The organism is Streptomyces sp. 13-12-16 (genome assembly GCF_002114215.1).
Taxonomy (GTDB): domain Bacteria; phylum Actinomycetota; class Actinomycetes; order Streptomycetales; family Streptomycetaceae; genus Streptomyces.
The window spans coordinates 1-1,700 of record NZ_NCTE01000867.1 but is presented as its reverse complement, the minus strand read 5'-3'; the positions used below and the strand labels follow the sequence as shown (position 1 = coordinate 1,700).

At 74.5% G+C, this 1,700-nt stretch carries 3 protein-coding genes; all 3 read left to right on the top strand.

Features of this window, described 5'->3' with window-relative positions; translation table 11 throughout:
• Nucleotides 1-780, top strand: a 780-nt coding sequence (locus B7767_RS30775) for a DUF6745 domain-containing protein (protein WP_085575005.1), incomplete at its 5' end; no start/stop codon positions are given.
• Nucleotides 781-869: 89 nt separating this feature from the next.
• Nucleotides 870-1,019 carry a hypothetical protein gene (locus tag B7767_RS46660; protein ID WP_179167355.1) on the top strand — a complete coding sequence of 50 codons (150 nt, stop codon included), beginning with the start codon at nt 870-872 and terminating at the stop codon, nt 1,017-1,019.
• A 76-nt stretch (nt 1,020-1,095) separates the two neighbouring features.
• Nucleotides 1,096-1,512, top strand: coding sequence for an ATP-binding protein (locus tag B7767_RS30770; RefSeq protein WP_085575006.1), 417 nt, complete (start codon nt 1,096-1,098; stop codon nt 1,510-1,512).
• The last annotated feature ends 188 nt before the right edge of the window (nt 1,513-1,700 follow it).

The window sequence follows — 1,700 nt, the reverse complement described above, 5'->3', positions numbered from 1 at the left end:
GAACGCGGCCGGCTGTACGCGGAGTTGGGCGCGGCGGGCTGGTCCCGCCGCTGGTCGGAGACCGGCGGCGCCCTGTGGGACGCCACGCAGGCGCTGGTCGACCGGATCCGCGTCGGCGTGCTCGACGACCTCGCCCCCGACGACGGGGCCGCCCGCACCGGGATACGTCTGGTCCTGCTGGACGCCCTGCTCGGTCAGCACGACGCGCCGTGGCTGGCCGCCCTGGACACCGAGGGGTCCGCGCTCGCCGGGCCGGCCCGGGTGTGCCGCAGCGCCGGCTGGTGGTGGCCGTTCGAGAAGGTGGCGGTGGTGTGCGAGCGGCCCGTCGCCCTGCACCGGGACGAGGCCGGCCGGCTCGACCACGGCGACGGTCCCGCCCTGGAGTTCCCCGACGGTTTCGCCCTGTGCGCCTGGCGCGGCATGCCGGTGACGCGCGCCTTCCTGGAGGAGCTGCGCACGCTCACCCCGGAGCGGATCCGGCAGGAGGAGAACGCCGAACTGCGGCGGGTGATGCTCGAGTACTACGGCTACGACCGTTACCTCGCCGACTCGGGGGCGCGGCCCCTGCACCGGGACGGCACGGGCACGCTCTGGCGCGTCGAACTGGACGGCGACGAGCCGGTCGTCATGGTCGAGGTCCTCAACTCCACGCCCGAACCGGACGGCACCCACCGCACGTACTGGCTCCGTGTGCCGCCGACGACCCGGACGGCCCGGGAGGGGGTGGCGTGGACGTTCGGCCTGGGAGCGGAGGTGTACGAGCCGCTGGAGGAGACGTGAGCCCGTCCGGCCGCCCGAGGGCTGACTCCGCCCGCAGGGGGTAGGCGGAGAACGGCAGGGACGAACCGGATCCGCGGAAGGGAGCACCCATGCCGAGCATGGTGGAGCGCATCAAACAGTTCGCCAGGAGCCCTCAGGGGCGGCGTACGGCCGAGCAGGTGCGGCGGGCGGCAGCCGACCCCCGGCGCCGGGCCCAGGCACAGCGTCTGCTGGGCCGGCTCCGCGGTGGTCACCGCTGAGCCGTTCCTCTTTCCGCTTCCACGCGGTCCGGTACGTTCCCGTCCGGGCCGCGTGGCGACGACCTGGAAGGACCTCATGGACGAGTCGTCGGTCCGGACGGTGGGCTGGGCGCGCTCACTGCCGATGGACCACGAAGTGAAGGCGGCCCGCGAGTGGGCGCGCGAGCACCTTGTCGCGCTGGGCTGGGACACGGCCGCCCCCGAGACGGCGGACGACGTGCTGCTGACCGTTTCGGAACTGGTCACCAACGCGCACGTCCACGCCCGCAGCACCGCGCAGCTGGTCATGTCGTGGGACGGCCGTTGTCTGCACATCTCGGTGCACGACAGGTCCGCGGCCCTGCCGACGCCCCGTGGACCGAGCACCGAACGTGTCGGCGGACGCGGCATGCTGCTGGTCGACGCCCTGGCCGACACCTGGGAGGCCCGCCCCTGCCCCCACGGCAAGACCGTCACGGCCTGCTTCCGGCTTCCGGAGGGCACGGGCCGCTGACCCGCCCCGTGCGCGGCGGGCGACAGGCCCTAGGATCGGTCGGTCCGCCCAGCAAGGAGCCCCGCACGGTGACCGCCGTTCTCCCCCAGCCCCGCCTCACCCCCGCCCTGCCGTCGCCGCGGTGCCTGACCCGTGTCGAGAACGGCGAACGGCTGCACGCGCTGCTGTGGACCGCGGGACCCGGCCGG